At 44.7% G+C, this 19,607-nt stretch carries 15 protein-coding genes; 13 read left to right on the forward strand and 2 right to left on the reverse strand.

Translation table 11 applies throughout. The features are described from left to right. Positions 1-7: 7 nt before the first annotated feature. The 4 genes from AZI87_RS10990 to AZI87_RS11005 are packed head-to-tail and all read left to right on the forward strand — an operon-like array spanning position 8 to position 5,737. Complete coding sequence (locus AZI87_RS10990; RefSeq protein WP_063206773.1) at positions 8-3,031, forward strand: hypothetical protein; 3,024 nt, start codon at positions 8-10, stop codon at positions 3,029-3,031. Further along, positions 3,031-3,471, forward strand: coding sequence for a hypothetical protein (locus tag AZI87_RS10995; RefSeq protein ID WP_063206776.1), 441 nt, complete (start codon positions 3,031-3,033; stop codon positions 3,469-3,471). Before AZI87_RS10990 ends, AZI87_RS10995 begins: the two co-directional genes overlap by 1 nt. Next, positions 3,468-4,472 carry a type II secretion system protein gene (locus tag AZI87_RS11000; protein ID WP_063206779.1) on the forward strand — a complete coding sequence of 335 codons (1,005 nt, stop codon included), beginning with the start codon at positions 3,468-3,470 and terminating at the stop codon, positions 4,470-4,472. The genes AZI87_RS10995 and AZI87_RS11000 overlap by 4 nt, the downstream gene beginning before the upstream one ends. A 17-nt stretch (positions 4,473-4,489) precedes the next feature. Beyond that, positions 4,490-5,737: a hypothetical protein gene (locus tag AZI87_RS11005; protein ID WP_063206780.1), complete on the forward strand. Its 1,248-nt coding sequence runs from the start codon at positions 4,490-4,492 to the stop codon at positions 5,735-5,737. 82 nt (positions 5,738-5,819) lie between these two features. Here the strand turns inward: AZI87_RS11005 and AZI87_RS11010 are convergent, their stop codons facing one another. Both AZI87_RS11010 and AZI87_RS11015 read right to left on the reverse strand, forming a co-directional pair. Beyond that, positions 5,820-6,311 carry a TlpA family protein disulfide reductase gene (locus AZI87_RS11010; protein ID WP_253696726.1) on the reverse strand — a complete coding sequence of 164 codons (492 nt, stop codon included), beginning with the start codon at positions 6,309-6,311 and terminating at the stop codon, positions 5,820-5,822. Then, complete coding sequence (locus AZI87_RS11015; RefSeq protein WP_063206783.1) at positions 6,312-7,712, reverse strand: ABC1 kinase family protein; 1,401 nt, start codon at positions 7,710-7,712, stop codon at positions 6,312-6,314. A gap of 45 nt (positions 7,713-7,757) precedes the next feature. On the opposite strand from AZI87_RS11015, the gene AZI87_RS11020 reads away from it, so the two are divergent. The 9 genes from AZI87_RS11020 (at position 7,758) to AZI87_RS11060 (ending at position 19,606) form a co-directional block, all read left to right on the forward strand. Continuing rightward, positions 7,758-9,068 (forward strand): cryptochrome/photolyase family protein, encoded by a 1,311-nt coding sequence (locus tag AZI87_RS11020; RefSeq protein WP_063206786.1) that lies wholly within the window; start codon positions 7,758-7,760, stop codon positions 9,066-9,068. A 6-nt stretch (positions 9,069-9,074) separates the two neighbouring features. Next, positions 9,075-10,439 carry a TIGR01777 family oxidoreductase gene (locus tag AZI87_RS11025; protein WP_063206789.1) on the forward strand — a complete coding sequence of 455 codons (1,365 nt, stop codon included), beginning with the start codon at positions 9,075-9,077 and terminating at the stop codon, positions 10,437-10,439. 153 nt (positions 10,440-10,592) lie between these two features. Then, on the forward strand, positions 10,593-11,102 hold the full coding sequence (locus tag AZI87_RS11030) for a hypothetical protein (RefSeq protein WP_063206792.1): 510 nt from the start codon (positions 10,593-10,595) through the stop codon (positions 11,100-11,102). A gap of 257 nt (positions 11,103-11,359) precedes the next feature. Continuing rightward, positions 11,360-12,667 (forward strand): PepSY-associated TM helix domain-containing protein, encoded by a 1,308-nt coding sequence (locus tag AZI87_RS11035; RefSeq protein WP_063206795.1) that lies wholly within the window; start codon positions 11,360-11,362, stop codon positions 12,665-12,667. Beyond that, positions 12,664-13,857 carry an MFS transporter gene (locus AZI87_RS11040; protein WP_063206798.1) on the forward strand — a complete coding sequence of 398 codons (1,194 nt, stop codon included), beginning with the start codon at positions 12,664-12,666 and terminating at the stop codon, positions 13,855-13,857. The genes AZI87_RS11035 and AZI87_RS11040 overlap by 4 nt, the downstream gene beginning before the upstream one ends. Then, positions 13,850-15,607: an IucA/IucC family protein gene (locus AZI87_RS11045; protein WP_063206800.1), complete on the forward strand. Its 1,758-nt coding sequence runs from the start codon at positions 13,850-13,852 to the stop codon at positions 15,605-15,607. The genes AZI87_RS11040 and AZI87_RS11045 overlap by 8 nt, the downstream gene beginning before the upstream one ends. Continuing rightward, the gene (locus AZI87_RS11050; protein WP_063206803.1) at positions 15,604-16,593 is read left to right on the forward strand and encodes a GNAT family N-acetyltransferase; all 990 of its coding nucleotides are present in this window, start codon (positions 15,604-15,606) and stop codon (positions 16,591-16,593) included. Before AZI87_RS11045 ends, AZI87_RS11050 begins: the two co-directional genes overlap by 4 nt. Next, positions 16,590-18,338, forward strand: a complete 1,749-nt coding sequence (locus AZI87_RS11055; RefSeq protein ID WP_063206806.1) for an IucA/IucC family protein — start codon at positions 16,590-16,592, stop codon at positions 18,336-18,338. The genes AZI87_RS11050 and AZI87_RS11055 overlap by 4 nt, the downstream gene beginning before the upstream one ends. After that, the gene (locus AZI87_RS11060; protein ID WP_063206809.1) at positions 18,335-19,606 is read left to right on the forward strand and encodes a lysine N(6)-hydroxylase/L-ornithine N(5)-oxygenase family protein; all 1,272 of its coding nucleotides are present in this window, start codon (positions 18,335-18,337) and stop codon (positions 19,604-19,606) included. The genes AZI87_RS11055 and AZI87_RS11060 overlap by 4 nt, the downstream gene beginning before the upstream one ends. Position 19,607 lies beyond the last annotated feature (1 nt).

The raw sequence follows: 19,607 nt of genomic DNA on the forward strand, positions 1-19,607 counted from the left end.
AAAAATTATGCGAAATACGGTACGTAACTCTGCAGGTAACGTTTTGTTACAAATCTTGGCGGCCACCGCTGTGATGAGTACCTCTTTTTATTTCCTCACCAACTACGTGATTGGCCAAAAAGAACAAGTCACTAAAACCGCGAACCTCGTGAATGTCCGCTTTGCGCTGAATAGCGCGATGGACTATGTGATTTTCGGTGTTCGTCAGAAGTATTGTTTTTCTAATGATGACATGCTCTTGGCTGAGCCTGCTGAAAAATGCAACCTCACGAACACGGGCAGCGTTGAACGTCTGATCATGTCGGTAGAGCAGGAAAACTTCATTCGTCAACTGCTCGCCAACGGTCAGAGTGTAGGGGATGTGGATCCCAATAACATTCGTTTAAAAACCATCGATCGTTATATCCGCGTGAGTGCTGCATCCACAAACCATCCTCTGTTTCCAGTATTACAAAGCTTGAAGATGGTGAAGGGTGCAGATGGAAAACCTGTAGCTATTGACGGTGTAGGGGTGAAGATCACCCGCGATGATAGCGCCTTTCTTCCGCGCTCCGGCCGTGAAGTGTACGCGACGATCACGGTTTTCTTGAAAACTCATCGTGACCAAACCGAGCCTATTCGTATAGGTAATAAAGATTTAAGCATCAGTTCTCAGATCGTAGTGTATCCACGCGAGGTGGGTTCATTTGCTCTGTTGGTTCCGAATGATTTGCATTTGGATTCAACTTGGGATGCGCAAATGGAAAAAGGCGATCTTTCAATTCATAAATTTAATAATCGTTCCGAGCTTGGAAACAGCCAAGGCTTGGTCTTTTTAAGTCCTGTCTTTGTGAATAAGAATATTCATATTGCCGTGGATAACGGTAGTGAAGAAACGGACCCTGGTGCCATTCAATATTCTGCCGTCACGTTTGCAGACCGCGTTTATCTTGGAAACGGTTGGGTGAAATCAAACGGCTCTAATTATACACCTAGAACGTCAGGTGGAATGAGCGACCGCTATTGGGCTGACGCTCGTACATTCGGGGGGTTCTTAAAGGGTATTGAAAATGATGGTGGTCTGGATTTAGGTCTTCACTATTTTGCGAAAATCTTATCAGGCACCGTGCCTAAAAGTGATTTGATGAGCCAGTGTATTGAGCTCACGAAAAAACAGTCAAGTCGTGAATACATGTATCAATCAAAGCTAGGCGTAACTCTGAACTCATCGGAAAACAACAATTTCGATTATCGCTTATTCCTGTCTAACGGGAACTATTTCAGTAAGCAAACGGATTCCTTGACCCTGAATAAGGACAATTGGGGCACAGGAACAGCAGAGCTGGTTTCTGATGACTACAATGACGCTGTCGTTAAGGTGCGCGTCGACATCGGTGATAAATGGGTTGAGGCTCAGATGCCGCGAGATGCGACATTGAAATTAAAAGTTCAAGTCGGCTCCTCAACATATTACAACAGCCTCAAATCTGCGGTTTCGGCGAAAGAGTATGCACGCACTAGTGCCGTTGCCAAATATGATAAATTAGAGGATGACCTTGAAGCGGCACGCGCAAGTCTAGCGTCTTGGGAAACAAAGCTTGCCTCTGAGGAAGCAAAACCTGAGAAAAAAGCAAGTTCAGGTGGCGGAACAACCGCACCTTCCACGACTTCCACTTCCACTTCGACGAGTGGTGCAAGTGCTCCATCTAGCACAACAGAAACGGAGATGGCATCTACCTCGACGGAGTCATCTAGCAGTTCCTCTTCTTCAAGCAGCACGACGGTGACTGAAACGTCACCGTCCACCGAAGGCTCCACTTCAAGTGGTACTTCCAGTGGCGCGACTTCTGGTGGCAAAGTGGAATACCAAGACCCAGCGAAGATTGCTTACTATGAAGATCAGATTGAAGAAACCAAGAAAACCATCACGAGCCTTAACACTCAGTTGGTAGATCAGCAGAAGGTTGTTGAAGACGCCAACTATCAAGTGAGCGTCGCAAAAAGTGCGGTTTCAAACTACGAGTACTTGGTAGCAAACCCTCCTTATATTGAGATTGAAACTGACAAAGTAAAATCTTATTGGGGTTTTACATCTTACGATAAATTGGACTTCCAAGTGCGCGTTAAAAATGCGGGAAGTTTGATTGGAAAAGATGGTACCAAGATCGCTCCTGTCGTCGGAGTTCAGGCTTACGACGGTACGTACTGGAGAAGTAATCCTATCGTGAATCCAGCCAATGCGAACCTTCTTGGCTATCTGAATTTTAAGTTTGATGGAACGACTTCGAACCTCAATCCTCCCAATGCGGTATCACGTACGCCTGCAAGTACGGCTGAAAGTTTAAATGAAGGTGGTACGGACTGGGCGAAACTTGCTGAGGACTGTGAAAATGCCCGTAATGCGCAATCGTCACAATCCTTCGGTGGTGCGGGTTGGAATACCAGCTTTGCTCCAAGCACAAGAACATCATGGAATTTTGCGGGTGGCGAAGAAGTGGGTAAAGACCCGGGCCTTCCAAGTCTTGAAATCGTGAATTCAACACGAAGTACAGCGACCTTCCAGGTCCGTTCTATCGTGGGTAAGTGTCTGATCGATGCAACATCTGACTTTGTCACAGGTTTCTTTGCTTGTGATGAATTGGAAATTGAAGCTCGCTCTAAACCTTTGCGCATCATTGGCACTTTCATCGTAGGAAAATTACGTTTACACCCGGATGCGATTCGTGCAGGGATCACGTGGAGTACTATCTATCATCCGCAATCGACCAAAGAATTGCGCGCTGCTAAAATTCTGAAGCCACTTTCCGGAGGAGGAGAAGAGGACTGTAATAGCAAGATTGTTGACCCGATTTGGCATCCAATCCCTTCGGTCCAAGGAGTCGCCGATCGTATGGCATGTAACACCATCAGTTTGAGAGCTAAAGCGGATCCGTTCCAGTGGACATCGGTTGATCCAGATTGTGGTCTGATTTCAGGTGCATCGAATACGACATGTAAACGTCGTCTGGTGCGTTTCTTCGTGGCAGAACAGTCCCGCGAAGGAGGCTTATAATGAAAACATTGAATAACAAAGGTCAGACACTAGTTGAAGCGATCGTGGGATTTGCACTATTGACTGTCGTAGGCACGGCTTTCGTAGGTGGTATGGCGCAGTTAAGAAAAACAACGGCGCAGACCGTGCAGCTTTCGTCATCGGATAAACAAATCAATGACATCGCGGAGAACATCAAGGCCGGCGTTGAAAACTATCAAGTGAACTTTGACTATGAGTCGGGAACATCTTCAGTGTTGGCTTTAGATAAATTGCCAATGGCGTGGGATACCGGACGCGTGGCTAAGCGCGAGGACTGTAAAGAGTGCGCAGGGACTTACGGATATACGATTCAACCTTATGAAGAATTCCGTGGTCTTTATAAAGTGACTCTACGCATGACTCACAAGTCATGGACAGAGCCATATAAAGATTACGTTTTCGTGGTGAGTGCAAAATGATGTTGATGAATAAAAAAGGCTTCACAGCCATAGAAGTTGCAATTGGTATTGGTGTGGTCGCAATCCTCACAACGGCCGTGCTTGCGACTCAGTTGATGGTCACTAAAGAGCAGGTGAAACTTCAAACCAAGCTTGAAGATTCCATTGATACGAATTTGGCCGAACGAGTGGTCTTCTCTGATTTGAATGCGGTCGAGCCGTCGTACAATAATCTGACGGTGAAAGACGATAGAGGTCTTCCATTCTTCGATTATTATCCGGATGTACCGGCAAACTTGTTGGGTAAAAAGGAAGATCTAGAAAGAAATATTACTTTGAAGCTGGGCGGCCGTACAGAAATGTTTATTCTGCTTCAAGACCTGAATGCGGGCGCGTTGATGAACTATGACCCGGTGGCGGCTTATGATATTGGAGCTATTCCGTCGGATTTCAACAAATCGGCAACGCTGTCTTTTTCCTCACTGAATAAAAGCAAATGGGTCGAAAAGCAAAGACCTGCCTTTTGGGTTCGTGGAAGAGCTTTGATGTTAGATACTCCAGCGCGTTTGCGTCCAATTAGAACGGATGGTTCTGTTGATATGAAGGTCGCTCCTCGCAGTCCAATATTTATTGGATATGTTGATGAAAACTCCTTAAAAATAGATGCGACAATTAAGGGGCTTGTTGACCTGAAAGAGCCAGAGTTTGGAAGCACATTGGATTCGGTAGATAAATTCTTGCGGGCCGCGCCGTCCATTGGCGGGGGGCAGTCGATCGTGCGTATGCGTGCTGTAAGATTGATTCGCTACTTCCTGCAGCCTCAAGAGGATGCCCGTTACGTTGGTAAGCCTGCCAATCTTTATAAATCTGTTTATGAAGATGGGAGATGGTCAGAGCCCTTCTTAATGGCCGATGCGGTGGCAGAGTTTAATCTTCGCCGCGATTCAGTTTTGAAGAGAATGATTTATTTTAAAGTTAAGAAAATGGATAAAAAGGACCCGACGAAGACCGCCGGTCTTTAAAGGTTTCAGGGGGAATTATGGGTACGTTATCAAAAAACACCGTCGCTCTGGGGGCGCTTGTATTTTTCAGTATTCCGTCCTTGGCGGCTGATAAAGATTTTCCAATGTCGGTCAACTCGGCGACATCGGGTGACTCTGTCGTGTCGGCGCCGGCCTCAGGATTGGTGACGAGATCTGGAAAAACAGAAGTCATGATCAAAGTAAACAACTCGTGCTTCGGGACCAACCTTCGTGGTGTGGGAAATCCATTAGCCCCAAGCTCCATTATTCAAGCTAGTTTTGTTATGGTGATTGGTGGGAAAGAATATCCAATCAGAGTCGAATATCCAGCGATGTTAGTAACGGCGGCGGGCATGTCCGGCGGTGGAACTGTAGCTCCGATGTCTACTGATAAGTTTTCCATCCCTGGTGGTGGATCTGCAGGGATTTTCGGAAACAGCGTTATCTTGAAAACGCCAATTCCAACCAGTGTTACGATTGATGATGAAGGTAACGTAAAGGAAAATGCGAAAGGGGATGTATATCTGAAAAGTTATGCATTCAATCAGGAAATCACATCTTGTAGCGGTTCGGCTGTTTATGGTGCTTACGGACACTCATCTAGTCATGCCACTTATCCATGCGGTGATTACATGGGGAAAAATGGCGCACTTTCCGCCTCCTTCGGCGGCATCTCCGTATCCTCTGATAAATCCAACATCGACATCAACGTCTCTTTCCCAGGACAAACAGGCTTCTGCGGTGGTTACTGGTCGCCGTTGATGGTGTTCTGGGATGATGAAAGACCGAAGTTTGATGCGATCAGTGATTTCCCTTTGAACCCATTCGGTAAAACGATGTGGCCAGAAGCAAAATCCCCAGGTTGGTTCGTGGCTTTGGATCGCGATAAGTCAGGTATGATTGATCAACGTAACGAGCTCTTTGGTGATAACGCAGACAAAGTGAATGGCTTTGAAGTCTTGAAGCAATTCGATTCGAACAAAGACGGCTTTATCGATAAAAAAGATAAAGAGTTTAAAAAGCTAGTTCTTTGGAATGATGCGAACGGCGATGGTCTTTCGCAAAAAGAAGAAGTCGTGAAGCTTTCTGACAAGATCACGAAGATTTCTTTGAACTATGAAAAAGGTGTTGTGAGACCGATCGGCCGCTACGCCGAGGCTCGTGAAAGAGCGAAATTTTGGTACAAAGAAAAAGGCAAAGAGAAGCAAGGAGATATCGTGGATATCTGGCTTGCGCCAGCGGAAACAAAGCTGAGTCAAAGATAAGAAAAAGGCGGGTGAACCCCGCCTTTTTTATTTTCACTTCCACCGTGGAAGTAAAATAGACCCTATTGTCCTCGTAGAAAAACTACTTCAACAAATCCTGAATCGTTTTTTCTAATAGTTCTGGTTTATCCGGACCAAATCCGCGATAGAAAGTCACCGGCTTTAAATTCTTATCAAATACATACAACGTCGGCAGAGCTTGGACCTTAAATTCACCAAGCATCTTTCTATCGTGATCTTGATAGATATAAAAATCAAAACTTTGACCCTTTAAAAACGCATCACGTTCTTTTAGATCGTCATCTTCATTCACGGCTATGACAACTAAGCCCTTATCCTTATAAGCCTTATAAAGCCGGTTGTAGTGCGGTAAAGCCTCTTTGCAGGGCGTACACCAAGAAGCCCAGAAGTCCACCAGGACGACTTTGCCCTTGAGCTTCTCAAAGTCGATTCCTTTAGCAGGGGATAACGGTGTCGCTGTGATCTTTTTAAAATCCACATCGAAATTCGTAGGTGTCGCAGCTAAAACAGCTATAGGAAAGAAAAGAGAAATAAAAAACAAACGAGCTAGCACCTAAGAAATCCTCTCGATATATTTCAGCAAAAGATCCCGCCCGCGGATCTTTGCGCGGAGGATAGATAAGAAAATAAATACGCCGCCCGTTTTTCGGTCTAGAAAGATCATTTCTTTAGGAGGAGTTCGCCATGAAAAATGTCGAATAATCTGAAAGGCCTTCTTAGAAAGACGTTGCGGCAGATCCGTATTCTTCCAATCGTAAAGACCTTCTTTATCAACGCGACCTTGCTGATTGCGCGGATCTTCTGGAGCAATGAAGGGCTCTACCGTTTCAAAGCAGAACTCTTCAAAAAGTTTTTTCAGCTCGTCCGCGTCACCTTCGCGGATGAAACGTAAATCCAATGCAGAAGATTGGAATAACTCACGATCGTTAAATAGTGAGCCCTTCACCATGCGACGGTAAGGATTTAAAAACTCGACGTCGTATTCACGTGTGGCGCCAAAATCCAAAAGCACCAATTGATCATGTCCTTGAGGATTCAGGCGAATGCGATAGTTGCCGCTGTGAGGATCGGTCTGAACCACACCCCATTCAAAGATTTCTTTAAAATAGAGTTCCAAGAAATTCATCGCCAATTTATTACGACGATCTTGCGGTAAACTTTGAATTAATGGATCATCAACACGAATGCCACGCTCAAAGGTCGTCGCCAAAATTTTAGGACCTGAATACTCACGAATTACTTTAGGGACGATGTAGCGAGCATCGTCTTTCAGTCGAGCATAAAAATCTTCGGTGAGCTGAGCTTCAATTTCGTAATTGGTTTCCTGCACCAGCATTTCTCGAACTTCGGCGAAAAGAGGATTTAAATCAAAATCCTTCGGTAGAAGTTTCAATGTACCAAGAAGAGTGCGGATCGCGCGTAAGTCACTATCGATGGCTTTATCGACATTGGGATATTGAATTTTAAGTACAATGCTTTCGCCAGTGGCTTTCACGCGGGCGCGATGAACTTGACCCATCGATGCGGAAGCCAAAGCCTCTTTTTCAATTTCCAGTTCAGCAAGCTTTTCTGGCGAGAGGTTTTTTTTCAACGTCGGTTCAATAGCTTCCCATGTAAGTGGGATGGAATCTGATTGAAGGGAGCGAAGAAGTTGGTTGGCTTCTGGCGGCAAAAAGTGTTCGCCGTACATAGACAACATCTGGCCCGCTTTCATCAGGCTGCCTTTAAGTTCTCCGAGTTCAGAACTTATTAAGGAGGCTTGGTTTTGCAAAAGCTTTTTCCAATTTTCTTCTTTATCTTCTTTGGATTTTAAGGCGGATGTGACACCATGAGAGGCAAGGGATGCGCCGGCTTGAATGGTCAATTTTGCCAAAGACAAACTACGCGAAAACATCGAAGATTTGATCTTGTCGAGATTCTTAGTTTGTTTTTTGTCAGACTTCTTGTCGTCCATGGAAACCAAATTTACCTTAACTCACAGAAATATTAAACTTTTATTATGGCAAATGTGACGATCTTCTGGTTCCGCCGTGATTTACGACTCCATGATAACGCGGGACTTTATGCCGCACTGAAAGAGAAGAGGGAAAATGTCCTTCCTCTTTTTATCTTCGACACCGAAATCTTAGGGAAATTAAAAGATCGACGTGATGCGCGTGTGACTTTTATTCATCAGACCATCACGGAAATTAAGAAGGCACTTAATGAGAAGGGCTCTGACCTTTTGGTGCGCCACGGAAAACCTTTGGATGTCTTGAAACAACTGACTCAAGAAAAAGATGTGACGGCGATTTACACGAATCACGATTATGAACCCGCCGCACGCGAAAGAGATGAGAAGGTGTCGCATTGGGCGGCCCAACAGAATATTGATTTTAAAACGTTCAAGGATCAAACACTTTTTGAAAAGGATGAAATTCTCACGGACGCAAAAAAGCCTTATACGGTATTTACGCCTTATAAAAAGAAAGTTCTTTCCAGGCTAACAGACTTTTATCTGAAATCGTACCCGAACAAAAAATATGAAAAAGCCTACTTGAAATCCAGTCGTCCGGAAAAGATGCCATCTTTGATGGACATCGGTTTTGAGAAATCAAACTTGGATTTTCCTCCAGCGACGGTCTCAACAAAGATAATAAAAGAGTATGCAAAGACCCGCGATTTTCCGGCGCTGGAAAATGGAACCACTCGATTAGGTCTTCATTTAAGGTTCGGAACGGTGAGCATTCGTGAACTCGCTAGAATCGGAAAAAAGCACTCTGAAGTGTGGTTGAGCGAGCTGATCTGGCGCGATTTTTTTATGCAAATCCTATGGCATTTTCCTTTAGTTGAAAAACAAAGCTTTCGCCCCGAATACGATAGAATTGAATGGAGAAAATCCAAAAGAGATTTCGAACGTTGGTGCGAAGGAAAGACCGGGTATCCCTTGGTGGACGCGGGTATGAGACAGCTGAATGCTACTGGCTATATGCACAACCGGGTTCGTATGGTAACGGCCAGTTTTTTGTGTAAGCATCTGTTGACTTATTGGTATGAGGGCGAAAGATATTTTGCCGAGAAATTATTAGATTATGATTTGGCCGCGAACAACGGGAACTGGCAATGGGCCGCAGGGACGGGATGCGATGCCGCTCCTTACTTTCGAATTTTTAATCCCGAAGCCCAAGCAAAGAAGTTTGATCCTGATGAAGAATATATTAAAAAATGGGTTCCCGAACTAGGTACGGATAAATATCCTGAACCCATGATAGATCATGCAGAGGCCCGCGGCCGCTGTTTGCAAACCTATACAAAAGCTCTAAGAAAGTAGGAAGTGATGCGCATTCTGATGACGGGGGCTACAGGCCTTATCGGTAAAGAATTAGGAAAAGTCTTGGCAGAAAAAGGTCACGAAATTGTTGTGATCAGTCGCAGTTTAAGCAAAGCGCGTGAAAATTTGCCTTTTCCTTGCGAGGTCGTTGTCGGCGATTTGATGGACGGCCCGGTTAAGGACGCAAAACTTTTGCACATCGACTCGGTCATCAATCTGATGGGGGAGCCCGTCGTCGAGGGGCGATGGTCTGAAGAAAAAAAACGCAGGATCTACAACTCCCGTGTTCAAGGAACTCGTCACCTGATTCAAAGTATTCCTGAATCCACTCGAACTTTTATTTCAAGTTCGGCGATTGGATATTACGGGGATTGTGGTGATGAGATTCTGACTGAAGAACGTACAGCAGGAAGTGATTTCTTAGCACGCGTTACCGTGGCGTGGGAGGCGGAATCAGAGAAAGCTCCAGGGCGAAAAGTTTTTATTCGCACGGGTATTGTTCTTTCGCAACAAGGTGGAGCTTTGGAACAAATGATGTTCCCTTTCCGTGCCGGTGTTGGGGGCGTCCTAGGTTCGGGAAAACACTATATGAGTTGGATCCATCTTCAAGACATCGTGGGCCTCTACGTTTTTGCATTAGAAAATACACAAGTAAGCGGCCCGCTTAATGGCGTAGCGCCGGTGCCGGTCTCTAATCGCGAGCTTTCAGAGGTGCTTGCAAGTAAATTAGGAAAAAAATTGGGACCGTCGGTGCCTACAGCGGCGCTCAAAGTTCTTTTCGGAGAAGTTGCGACCGTGATGCTTTCTTCGATGCGTGGATCGACTGAAAAAAGTGAGTCTTTGGGATATAAGTTTCAATACCGGACTGTTGATCAAGCTCTTGAGGAAATCTGCGAACCTTACCGAACAGGCGAAGATATATTTTATTCTGAACAGTTTCTTCCAGAACCTCCGGAAAAGATTTTTCATTTTTTCCAGGACGCGTACAATTTAGAGCAAATCACACCGCCGACGTTGAATTTTCATATCGAGAATATTTCAACTCCCGAAGTCCAGCAGGGCACTTTGATCGATTATAAGCTTAAAATTCGCGGTGTGCCGGTGAAATGGCGGACAGAGATCGACGAATGGCAACCACCTCATCGTTTTGTCGACAGACAACTTAAAGGGCCTTATCGTATGTGGCACCACACGCATCAATTCCGTCCGTTTTGTGGTGGCACTTTGATGATTGATCGCGTCCGCTACCGCTTGCCAATGGGACACTTAGGATGGTTGGTCGCCGGGAAATGGATTCGTAAGGACGTAGAGAACATCTTTGCATTTCGAAAACGCTTCATTTCCACTCTGGAAATTCCTAAGAAGGGCTGAGTATTTGCTCCCATCTTATCATTAGGTTTTCAACAAACGGGAAATTCCGTGTAAATGAAAACCCAAAGACAATGGGGGCGATATTTATTGACCCCCGGTGGGTTTGTTTTTAGAAATCGCTGCATTCGATTTTAAAAACAACAAGGAGATAAAATGAAAAAATTTGCTCTAGCTCTATTGACGACTCTGGCATTCGCTCAAGCTCATGCACAAGTGAACCAAGACTTGGTTCTTGATGGCGAAAGATGGTTGGCTAAATTTACTGGTTATGTTTGCGACGATGGCAACACTCAAGTTGCTACTCCTGAAGAAATCGCAGCTAAAGGAATCCAATTCACAACAGCATCTGCAGATTACTCTTTGGACAACATCTTGTTGAAAGCCACATTCTCTGAAGACGGCGCGACTTGCGGTTACAGCGCGATTTTGTTCGCTGACAACGCAGCTTGGACCGTTAAGTTGGAAAAATCGAACGCGTATGCAACTGCAGGCACTTCGACTTGTGCAGCTGGCAAAGCTTTCCTAGATAATCTTCTTTCTTTCAACGCTTACAAGTACCTTCACGGTCGCGTAGCTCTTTATGTTCCAGTGGCAGATGCTTCTAAACTTTGCTCTTCTGACAAAGTAGGTATCCATATCCAAGTTACTGGTCGCGTGAAATAATTGCTCGTTTGTACAGCAAATAGAGGGGTCGCAAGACCCCTTCTTTTTTAGAGTAAATCTCGTTCTTTTTGCTCTCTGCCATTCTAGGCGCCGTAGAGGGGCTCTAGAAGGAAAATCCCTCGCGTCTCTCTCAATACGTTTGCAACAAATTCTCTATAGGCTTTCAGTGATACTCTCGAGGGACAAACCACCTTGTTCCACTGTATTCCCCGTGATAAAAGCTTTGATCCGTATTGATTCCTATTTGCAGGTAGCTCGTGAAAAGTCGCTTATTTAAACTCTTCTATAAAATTCATATCTATGCCGGCTTTTTTGTCGCTATTCACTTATTCGTGTTTATCACCACGGGTGCGGTTCTTTTATTCAAAGATGAAATTGAAGGTGGGGAGTCTCACGCTGAACATCATGAAGCGGTGACTTTACCCTCACTGGATGCCCACTTCCAAAAAATCTTGGCTCGCTATCCTTCGGATCGACCTTTGGCCTTCAATATCGAAGAGTCTGATCCCGATGTAGCGCAAATACGCATGGGACTTAACGGCTCGAAAATGTTTCGTGAGTCTCGTCGCGTGTATTTCAATATTCACACAGGTGAAGAAGTCGCGGCCCCGCAAAAGACCAGCTCTTTGATGGATTTTATTTTACGCCTTCATCGCGAGCTTCTTATGGGGTCTAACGGCAAAATCTATGTCGGTTTTGTTGGGCTTCTTTATGCCTTTGTTCTGATCTCTGGATTTTTTATTTATGGAAACTTTGCCAAAAAAACTCAATTTGGAGAAGTTCGACAAAACACGTCTCGCACTTTCAATAGTGATCTTCATCGCTTTTTAGGAATGAGTATTTTTGCCTGGGGATTGATGATTGCACTGACAGGTCTTCTTTTAGGAGTGTCTTCGACTCTTATCAAAGTTTTTCAGTACAGCGAGTTGCAAAAACTCACGGCTCAGTATCCTGAAGCCCCGGAGGCGCCTTACGCTTCGCTAGATCTTGTTTTATCCGAGGCTCAAAAAGCTCTTCCTGGTACAAGCTTTGATTATCTAGCATTTCCGAATTCGCAGTTTTCTCCACCAGGGCACTTCTTGGTTTTGATGCATGGAAATACCGCCTGGACGGAGCGTTTAGTTGAGCTTGTTGTTGTCGATGCCGTTTCTGGAAAACTGACAGAAGTGCGTTCCCTGCCATGGTACTTAAAAGCAGCGATGCTTTCAGAACCACTGCATTTTGGTAATTATGGCGGTCTGTTTTTAAAAATCGTTTGGTTGATCCTTTCCGTGATTTCTTTGTTCTTACCGATCTCAGGCCTTTATATCTGGTGGGATCGCCGCAGAAAGAAGTCGCAAGTCAGCTCTGCTTCAGCGAAATCTTCATTGAGTATCGGAAGGGGCGATTTCTTTAAGCGTCCTTATCTGATGCCGACAATCATCGCTATGGCTTCAGTGACTGCGGTGGTGGGAAGTTTCTTAACGACTGGTATTGTGAATACGCTCTTGGCATTATTCTTAGCCTTACCGGCTTACTTTGTTCTTCATTTGTTCGTGCGCTGGCTTCGTAAAGGATCGGTATGAATTTAAGAAGCTTGCTAGGACACTTCAATAGCGCGACTTTCAGCGCGATTCAGATGATGACCTTTACCTTCATCCCCCTGATGTCGGAAAAGGGGGGATTGAGTGTCTCTTCCGTGATCTTAAGTTTTAGCTTCGGCTCGTTTCTTTTTTTGTGGTCCAGTCCTTTCTGGGCGTCACAGAGTGATCGACATGGTCGCATGAAAATACTGGCTGTGGGAATGTTGGGCCTATTTGTTTCGTCAGGTTTAATTTTGTACCTTCTTGCCTATCCGGGCTCTGTTTTACAAAACGAAGTTTTAATGTGGGGCAGTCGCTTGCTCTATGGACTTACGGCCTCTGCTACGGTGCCGGTTGCGCAAGCCTTGCAAATTGATCTTCATCCGGAGCAGACCGCTTTAAAATCCATGCTTAGCAACTCGATGAGTTTAAATATCGGGCGTGCACTGGGCCCATTAACTTTGTTGTTGGGGGGAGCAAGCAATATGCTAGGCATCCTGCAACTTGCAACACTGTGGTCTTTAATTCTTTTAATTCTGAACTTGGTAGGGATAAGGCATTCTCCGCCAACTCGTACGGTGGCTTCTGAGCAAAGTCTGTTCAAAAGCTGGTGGTCGGATGTTGTGCGTGTTCAGGATGTGGTTATCTTAGCTCTGCTTTTCACAAGTTATATTGGCATTTTGAACTTTTCTTTGGCATCTCTTTTAAAGAAAACCTTCGAACTGACCAGTGCGGATTCAAGTGTTCTGATGGCTCAAGTTTTATTGGGAAGTGCCATTCTTGCTGTTGTCACTCAAGCAATTGGAAAAATGCTTTTCAAAAATCCTTGGCAAGGTGCCATGGTTTTGGGGGCGTTCAGTCTTTTGTTAGGAAGTCTTGTTTTACAATACATGGCAAATAAGACTGAGCTTGGAATTGCAATCATCTTTTTGTCTGTGGGGATTTCTCTTATACCACCTTGTTATCTGGCTCTCATGGCAGCGCGGGGCTCTCAAGATCATTTCGGCCGCAGAGCCGGGCTGGCGGCGGCGGCAAACACGATCGGTTATGCTGTGGGAGGCGCTATTGCTTCTTTCACATTTAAGATAAATCTGATCAGTATTGAAATGGTCATGACACTTGTTTCTGTTCTTATGATCGCGTGTATTGCGTTGTTATATAAAAATAGAAATCGCGAGGCGAAGTATGTCTAACTTCCAAAACTTGGCTTTAAAACACACGATTTCCTGTTTCTTTAATTCTCTATTCAGGGAATACCAGAATTATTCTTTCGAGGACGTCCGTCTTGAAAGAGCTAAGGTCGCCATTGCCGTTGAAGTTCCGCAAAAAGGATCCGTCCTTATTCCACTGACGAAGAAGTCACTGTTAGGTCGACACGAATACCAAGGTGATTTTTATTTAAAATCTGCGAACGCCATTGAGAGCTTGAGCTTTGATGCGACAGTAGATCTTTTATTGGAACTTCTATGTCAGCATTGGAATGAGCCTTCAGAAAAGAAAAGAATTTTTGTCGAACGCTTGAAAAATAGTCTGCATAACATGGAGCTTTCTTTAAAAGCACGCCATCAAGATCTTCAAAATCTTTACAGTCAAAAAATTTCTTTTGCACAAGCGGAGCAGGGATTGATGATTGGCCACAACTTTCATCCGTATCCTAAAATGCGCGAAGGTTTTGATGATAAAGACTTTGAAATCTACTCTCCAGAAATGGCTGGGCATTTCGGTCTGCACTGGTTCTTTGCCAAACCAGAAATTGTACATCTGCAAAAAGCAGCTTCTTTTGCCACAGAGGAGTGGACGAAAGTTCTTTTTAATTCTGATGTGAAGAAATCTATTCCAGAAGGAATGATTCCATTTCCCGTGCATCCTTGGCAAGCCCAGCATCTGTTAAAGAACCAAGACGTGCAGAGCTACCTGAAATCCGGAGCCCTCGTGGACGCCAGTTTAACGACGCCAAACACCTGGTATCCAACGTCGTCTTTGCGTTCGGTGTATTCTCGGCAAAGTCCTTATATGTTGAAGTTTTCTTTGACCTTAAGACTTACAAACTCCATTCGACATCTTACAGATGTGGAGGTTGTTCGAGGTCTGCAAGTTTATGATGTCATGAACACGGCGGCGGGCCAACAGTTCCGCAAAGAACACCCGCAGTTTGAAATTATCTTTGAACCGGCTTTTGCGGCTCTCAAAAATACTGATGGCGGCATTATTTCTGAAAGCATTGTGGTTTGCCGCGAAAATCCGTTTCAAAAAGAAGAAGCGTTCGAGGAGAATATTGTTGTTTCCACTTTGGCTCAAGACAACCCGCTGGGCGGTGAAACTTTGATCTGGCAAAAGGTTGAAGAATACGCGGCGCTGGCAAAGACATCATTAGCAGAGGCCAGTGAGAAGTGGTTCGAACAATATCTTAAAGTTGCTCTAAAGCCTTTTGTTGTTGCGCAGTCTCAGTACGGCGTTTTGTTGGGCGCCCATCAACAGAACATGATTTTACAAATCAAAGACGGCTTACCCGTAAAGGCTTACTTCCGTGACTGTCAGGGAACGGGATACAGTGAGCATGGCTATCAGCTTTTCCACCAAGATGTGGCTTCTTTAACGCGTGAAAATGGGAATGTTCTTGATAACAAAGGAAATATTCTTTTTGCTTATTACCTTTTAGTGAACTCGACCTGGAATGTGATGGCTGCTTTATCGCATCAAAAGGGTGTGAGTGAAGAGCGTCTGTTAGAAATGCTGAATGAGTTTATGACAAGCATGAATAAGGCCTCTTTGCCGGACTCAAGCTTTTTGGATTATGTCCTTAAAGAAGCCCGTATCTATCAAAAGGGCAACTTCATTTGCAGCCTGCAGAATTTGAATGAAAACACGGCTGCCAATCCTTTAGCGATTTATAATTTAATTGATAATCCTCTTGCGACAAAGAAAACGGAGACCGTTCTATGAGCACGACACAAGTATTTAAAACCTTTGCCTGCGCTACGGCCGAAAACTTCCAAGTCTCTTTAGAATCGGCTGGCGGCACCGTGAGCTCTGGTGCGCAAAACTGGAATTTTAAACTCGATCAAACGGAACAAACAAAGGTCCTAGCTTTAGATAGCAAGATCACTTTAACAGGAGCCTTAGCGACTTTAGAGGCGCTTTTTGGTTTGGACCCGGCTTGCCAAAAAATCTCTTTACCGGCAGGCCCTTCAGAACTTAAAAATCTTTTGGGCGCGAAAGCGGACTCTTTCGAAGTCGAACGCACTGATTTTTTCCAGCTTCGTCCTTTATGGGTTCATAACGGTCTTGAGAATGTGACTCCGGAGCGCTGGACTGAAACTAAAGAAGTGAAGCATCCCATTCGCCCACGCATTCAAGAAGGCCAAGTGCTTTACCAAAGAAGCATTCCGGGTATCGACAAAGTGTTGCGCTTCAGAGTGGCTGACATTGAAAAAGACCTGGATATTTTCCACGAGTGGCACAATCAGCCCCGCGTACTGAAATTCTGGGAGCTTGATAAGCCGAAAGAAGAATTGCGTGATTACTTGAAAAAAGGCCTTCAAGATCCGCATCAATTCCCCGTGATCTTGGAATTTGATGAAACACCCATTGGCTATTTCGAAATGTATTGGACGAAGGAAGACCGTTTGGGGCCTTACTACGACTCTGAGGCTTTTGATCGCGGCTTCCACTTTCTGATCGGAAACATCGAAGTTTTGGGTTTCAAAAACACAGACGCGATTTTAAAAGCCGTTTGTCACTATCTTTTCCTTGAAGAACCTCGCACTCGTAAGATCATGGCGGAACCTCGCTCTGATAATACAAATGTGTTGAAGTATCTTGAAACATTTAAGGCATGGAGAAAAGTTAAGGAATTTGACTTCCCTCATAAGCGCGCGGCCTTGCTTGAATGTAAGCGCGAACTTTTCTTTGGGAATAACTACCTATGATGTCCGTGACCGACTGGAAAAAAATCAATTTGCAAATGATCGCAAAAAGTTTGCAAGAATTGACCTATGAACAGGTTCTGAGCCCTGTGGCAGCAGAGGTGCGTGATGAATCCTCCGTCGGTCGGTATCAATTAAAACTTGCTTCTGGTATCACTTACAGCTTTCACGCCTGGCGTGGTGTTTGGACCGATTTGAAAGTTCAAGCCGCGAGCATCCGTCGCAACGGTGAAGAAGCGGAAAGTGCGGGACAGTTTTTCATTGATATACAAAAAGAAACCGGAATGGATGACATCATCCTAGGAAATTTCTTGGAAGAAATGCATAACACGCTTTATGCCGACCTTCACATTCTGCAAAGAAACCGTAGTTTCAGTTTAGAACAAATCACTGAAATGAGTGGAGAAGCCGTGCAAACTGTTCTTAAAGGTCACCCAAAGATCTTGCTGAATAAGGGGCGCATCGGCTGGAGTGCTGACGATCAAGATCAGTTTGGACCCGAATTTCAAAAGCCTATTCAGTTTGCTTGGCTTGCGGTGGATAAATCTTTGTGTCTTGCCGGGATCGATAAAAGCTTAGAGGGTGACGCCCTTTTGAATGAATGCATTCAAGAATTAAATGCATTCAAGGTGGAACTTGCTAAAAAGTCGCTCCAAGAAAAGGATTTCTATTTCGTGCCGGTTCATCCTTGGCAGTGGGAACGTTACATAAAAATTCAGTTCGCCGAATATCTGCACGCAGGGAAGGCGTATTATTTAGGAACCTGGGGCGACAAGTATATCCCCCAGATCAGTCTTCGCACCTTCTCAAATATTTCACGTCCTGAAAAATTAGACGTCAAACTGCCGATAACCATCTTAAATACATCAGCGATTCGCGGGATTCCCGGTAAGTACATGAAGCAGGGGCCCGCACTCAGCCACGCTTTGAGTGAACTTTGCCGTTGCGATAATCAATTGAGCTCAGTCACCGTCTTAGAGGAAAAAGCAGGCATCTCTGTCTCGCATCCCCTTTATAAACAGGTAGGACAAGCTCCTTATCGCTACAACGAGTTCTTAGGTGTTTTGTGGCGCCAAAGCTCTTCCTCACACTTAAAGGACGGTGAGAAAGCCTTAATCGCGGGCAGTCTGTTCCACGTGGATGAAAGCGGCCGTTCCTTGATAGGCGCTTACATCCAAAATTCGGGTTTAAGCATCTGCGAATGGCTTAAGGCCTATTTTAAGAGTGTGTTCATTCCACTTTACCATCTTCAAGTTCAACACGGGGTGGGGTTGGTGGCTCACGGTCAGAACGTCGTTGTGCGTATGAAAAATCACACGCCTGTAGGTCTTTTCTTAAAAGATTTTCAGGGTGATTTGAGATTGAGCCAGGATTCCGAGGCGCTTTCTGGATTTGATCTAACTCGTTTACCGAAGCACTATTTGATCCATGATCTTTTGACTGGTCATTTAGTCACGGTCTTACGATTTATCTCCGAAACTTTGCAAGAATGCGATAAATATCACGAGGACAAATTTTACGCAGTTCTCGGACAATGTTTGCAAGACTATTTGCAGAAAAATCCTACGCTCGTGAGCTCGAAAGACTTTAAGAGCGTAGATCTTTTGCAGGAAAAGTTTCACCGCGTGCTGGTGAATAAGGTGCGATTTAAGATCGGTTATGCGGATTCTGCCGAGCGTCCGCTGCCGATACTGGGTGATGATTTAGTAAATCCGATAGCCCAGGCGTTGAAAAAGGTGAGTTTATGAACAGACATTATGACTTAATCGGACTCGGTATCGGTCTTTTTAATTTGAGTGTAGCGGCTCTGCTGCACAAAACTCCGGGCATTAAGTTTGCGTTTTTTGATCGTAAGCACCGTTTTGATTGGCACTCAGAAATCATGTTCGCTGATTCCGAGATGCAAACTTCTTATTTGAAGGACCTTGTCACGGCAGCAGATCCTACGAATCCGTTCACGTTTATGAATTACTTGGTGCAAAAAGGATTGTTCTATTCCTTCATCAATACGAATCGTAAAACTATCACACGCCGTGAATTTGAAATGTACTGTCAGTGGGTCAGTCAAAATATGCCGGAGCATCTTCATTTCGACAGTGAAGTTCAGTCTGTGCGCTACGATGGTGAAAAGTTCATTTTGCAAATCAATAACGAAATCTATACGGCGACAAATATCTGTATTGGGACGGGCCTTGTTCCGCATCTGCCAGACTTTGCCAAAGAATTAGAAGGTCCAGACGTTTTCCACGCTAAATCCAGCTACATCAAAATTCTAGATGCGACTAATAAAGATGTGGTTGTTGTGGGGGGCGGTCAAACGGGCTTAGAGATTTTCCGTAATTGTCTTCAAGGTAAATGGGGGCATCCGAAAAGCTTGAAGTTGATTGCCAGCCGTCCCAATTTAGAGCCGTTGGACAATTCACCGTTTGTGAATGAGTACTTTGCACCCTCTTACGTGCATGAGTTTCTGCAACTGGATCAGTCGTTAAAAGATCCTATCGTAAAATATCAAAAACTTGCGAGCGATGGGAATACGCCTGAATACCTGGATACTTTGTATCGCGATCTTTATCAGCTAAAGCATGTGTGGGGTGATTCTCGAGATATTCAGATTCTTCCATACCGTCGCGTGACAAGCATGCAAAAGTGGGGAGAGCGCTACACCCTGAACATCAAAAACGGCTTCAACAAAGCCGAAGAAACATCGAATGCCGATACGGTCATCCTGAGCACGGGATTCCGAGTCAACATTCCCAACATCATTGAGCCTTTGCGCACCTTGATTGATTTTGACGGCGATGGCCGTTTCATAATGAAAGAAAACTTCCAAGTATCGTGGAAGGGATCTGAAAAAAACAAAGTCTACGCTTTGAACTTCAGCCGTCATGGTCATGGTATCTCTGAACCACAGACAAGTCTGATGGCTTGGCGTTCGGCGAAAATTATCAACGATTTAATGCAAAAAGAAGTTTTCCCTATCAACAGAGCCGTACCCAACTTTACGACATACACCTAGG

The sequence above is a fragment of the Bdellovibrio bacteriovorus genome, assembly GCF_001592745.1.
GTDB classification, from domain to species: Bacteria; Bdellovibrionota; Bdellovibrionia; order Bdellovibrionales; family Bdellovibrionaceae; genus Bdellovibrio; species Bdellovibrio bacteriovorus_B.

Coding starts and splice junctions, on each gene's coding strand:
- AZI87_RS11055 (WP_063206806.1), top strand. CDS start 16,590: ATGATGTCCGTGACCGACTGGAAAAAAATCAATTTGCAAATGATCGCA.
- AZI87_RS11020 (WP_063206786.1), top strand. CDS start 7,758: ATGGCAAATGTGACGATCTTCTGGTTCCGCCGTGATTTACGACTCCAT.
- AZI87_RS11025 (WP_063206789.1), top strand. CDS start 9,075: ATGCGCATTCTGATGACGGGGGCTACAGGCCTTATCGGTAAAGAATTA.
- AZI87_RS11030 (WP_063206792.1), top strand. CDS start 10,593: ATGAAAAAATTTGCTCTAGCTCTATTGACGACTCTGGCATTCGCTCAA.
- AZI87_RS10995 (WP_063206776.1), top strand. CDS start 3,031: ATGAAAACATTGAATAACAAAGGTCAGACACTAGTTGAAGCGATCGTG.
- AZI87_RS11000 (WP_063206779.1), top strand. CDS start 3,468: ATGATGTTGATGAATAAAAAAGGCTTCACAGCCATAGAAGTTGCAATT.
- AZI87_RS11050 (WP_063206803.1), top strand. CDS start 15,604: ATGAGCACGACACAAGTATTTAAAACCTTTGCCTGCGCTACGGCCGAA.
- AZI87_RS11045 (WP_063206800.1), top strand. CDS start 13,850: ATGTCTAACTTCCAAAACTTGGCTTTAAAACACACGATTTCCTGTTTC.
- AZI87_RS11060 (WP_063206809.1), top strand. CDS start 18,335: ATGAACAGACATTATGACTTAATCGGACTCGGTATCGGTCTTTTTAAT.
- AZI87_RS11005 (WP_063206780.1), top strand. CDS start 4,490: ATGGGTACGTTATCAAAAAACACCGTCGCTCTGGGGGCGCTTGTATTT.
- AZI87_RS11040 (WP_063206798.1), top strand. CDS start 12,664: ATGAATTTAAGAAGCTTGCTAGGACACTTCAATAGCGCGACTTTCAGC.
- AZI87_RS11015 (WP_063206783.1), bottom strand. CDS start 7,712: ATGGACGACAAGAAGTCTGACAAAAAACAAACTAAGAATCTCGACAAG.
- AZI87_RS10990 (WP_063206773.1), top strand. CDS start 8: ATGCGAAATACGGTACGTAACTCTGCAGGTAACGTTTTGTTACAAATC.